A 2,019-nucleotide genomic window follows, 5' to 3' on the forward strand; every position below is an offset into this window, starting at 1 on the left:
GACCAATGAAATGCCGCTCAACCTGGCGATTGTGAACTTCCCCTAGGCCGGGTGATACCGCACCTGCATTGAGGGCACGCTCGACGGTGGTCGGCGGGGGAGTCCGTCGAGCGTGCCGAGATTACCGTCGAGTGGGCCGAAATTTCCACATCCGATCAGTGCCGTCGTCAGCGTCTCGAAAAGGAACACGTTTCTACCTATCGAAACTTGGTGTTCCACCACCGGCCGATACCGAGATGCTTGATTCGGCCCACTTACCCGTTGGCTGAGTCCTCGCGGTTCGCGAATGCCTCGATCCAGTCGATGGCCTCGTCTGTTAGTTCGGACTGTCCGTCGGTAGATTCCCCACTCCACCAACTCGACTGCGCTCCACTTTTGGCGGCAGCGAGTATTTCTGACTTGATCGACGGCTCGAGTGGTTCACCGTTGTGCGCCATGAGCCATTCACGCGATTCTGGCGAAAGGAGGTTCCACCACTCGGCGATGTCCATGCAAACGATCGTAGGCACCCGGCTCAACACCACATCGGGGGAAACCCTGAGATCGCCGTCTACGTACATAGAATTCGGCATCTCAGTAACGACCGTTAGTGGGACGTCAGACTGGGAGACTCCGTCAGGATGTGGTCAGAGTCGGCGCATACCGCGGAGAAGCTGCACGAGGGGGAGTGAAGTGCCGAGCCCGACGTGGAGTTTGGGGTGGACGGGGCCGAGATTGAGAATGACGGCGTATCGAACACCGTTGTCGCGCCATTCGCTCAATTGATCGAGAATCTCCGTCGGGGTCCCGGCCAGGCATGTTTCGTGGACCAGCGACGGTGGTACACGTTCGACATAGCTGAGGGCGGTGTGTTCGTCGATGTTCTGCGGCAACAGATCTTGGATGCCGGAGAAAGCTGGGCCCATCGGATGCTCGACGCCGTGGCGTGCCCACACCTCGGCGGATGCGGTCAGCGCGTGTGCCCGGGCGGCGACCGAGCCGGTCATCTCGTCGACCCGGGCGCTGCTGCCCGCGGTCAAGACGTAGAAGTACGCCGCCGGCGTGATGGACAATGGATCGCGTCCGGCGTCTGCGGCCGCGGACCGGATTACAGCGAGTTTCTCGGCGTATTGCTTTGGCCGTTGGGTGTAGGCGGGGAACCAGGCGTCGGCGTACCTGCCTGCGGTGCGCAGCATCCGGGGGGCCGTGGGCCGCGACCCAGATCTCCGGCCATCCTCCCTGGTGTGGTGGGACGTCGAACACGGCGTCGTGGAGCGGGAAGAACTGTGATTCGCGGGTCACCGGTGCGCCTCCAGAGTTCCAGAGGGTGCGGATTGTGGCGATTGCCTCGTCGAATCGAGCGACGGGCCTCGCCCAGTCGACTCCGTAGGGTTCGTTGCCTTCCCGTTCGCCGGGGCCGATACCGAGGATGGCCCGCCCGCGGCTGAGGTGGTGAAGCGTGGCGGCGGCCTGCGCCGTCACGGCGGGGTTTCGCCGTCCGGCGTCGGTGACCCCCACGCCTAGTCTCAGTCGGGTGAGCCGGTTCTGAGCTGCGACGTAGCCGAGGGTGGTCCAGGGTTCATAGATTGCGTCCGCCCGCGGCGCCAGTTTGGCCCCGCCGAGGTATTTCGATTTCCAGATCGACGACGGAAACACGCTGTTGAGGTGATCGGGTATCCACATCGAGTCTGCTCGGCCCGCGGCGGCGAGCTGCCGGGTGGTGCGGAGCAGGAGGTCCGGGGCGAATCGGGTGTGCAGTGCACCGTCCATCAGCCCGGTTCTGAAGCCGTTCATGGCTACGTCCTTCTCGAGCATCCGTTCGCATTACCAACGCCGCCGGACTCATGGTGCGGTCTCGCGCCGCACCATGAAGCGGGCCGCGCTGGAGCCGGTGACACACTTCGGTCTGGCAGACACCCGCCGTCCTGAGCGTGCGGTAGTCCACCAGGCATGTCCAGCACACCGGCCTCGAAACGACGGCGTGTTTCCGTAATCTGTCAAGACGAGCCCAATCGTTTTGATCGTCCTCGCGTCAGCCCA

At 63.4% G+C, this 2,019-nt stretch carries 1 protein-coding gene and 1 pseudogene; both read right to left on the minus strand.

Annotated features, from left to right (window positions below):
• Positions 1-254 precede the first annotated feature (254 nt).
• Entirely contained in the window at positions 255-491 is a 237-nt protein-coding gene (locus WAW17_RS06745) for a hypothetical protein (protein ID WP_422332231.1), read from the minus strand.
• A gap of 135 nt (positions 492-626) precedes the next feature.
• Positions 627-1,773 (minus strand): annotated as a pseudogene (locus tag WAW17_RS06750) (LLM class flavin-dependent oxidoreductase).
• Positions 1,774-2,019 lie beyond the last annotated feature (246 nt).

Source organism: Rhodococcus sp. (in: high G+C Gram-positive bacteria), from assembly GCF_049286785.1.
Classification (GTDB): Bacteria; Actinomycetota; Actinomycetes; order Mycobacteriales; family Mycobacteriaceae; genus Rhodococcus_F.

Excerpts from the sequence above, each read along its gene's own strand:
- WAW17_RS06745 (WP_422332231.1), bottom strand. The coding sequence starts at position 491 with ATGGACATCGCCGAGTGGTGGAACCTCCTTTCGCCAGAATCGCGTGAA.